The sequence below is a fragment of the Pseudomonas sp. F220 genome, from assembly GCF_057813935.1.
In genome coordinates this window covers 1-301 of the sequence record NZ_JBVASJ010000164.1, presented here as the reverse complement: position 1 = coordinate 301, position 301 = coordinate 1, and the positions used below count along the sequence as shown (strand labels likewise).

General features: G+C 58.5%; 1 protein-coding gene. It reads right to left on the bottom strand.

Translation table 11 applies throughout. The annotated features are described in order from the left end of the window. Positions 1–5: 5 nt before the first annotated feature. Positions 6–301, bottom strand: a 296-nt coding sequence (locus tag ACZYSM_RS29465) for a type VI secretion system baseplate subunit TssG (RefSeq protein WP_489077220.1), incomplete at its 5' end; no start/stop codon positions are given.

Below are 301 nucleotides of genomic sequence, written 5' to 3'. Positions count from 1 at the left end.
ACACATTAAAAACGGTACGCGACATGCTGGGCCTCATGGTCTTGCGGGTTACTGTGAAGACCTTGGTATCGGCCTAGATTGATGGTGATGGTTTCGTGTTCTGCGACCTGCCAGGCCTCACCGCCCAGACCCAAAACACCGGTCATCCCCAGCAGCACTGTCGCACCGCCCAGTACCGGTTTGGGCAGGCTATTTATCGGCAGCGACAGCTGCAATTTCGCGGTACAACGCCAGCCCAGATACACCCGCAGCAACACCAGCAAGTCGTTGTGCAACTGGCTGCCGGGCAACCAGCCACGCG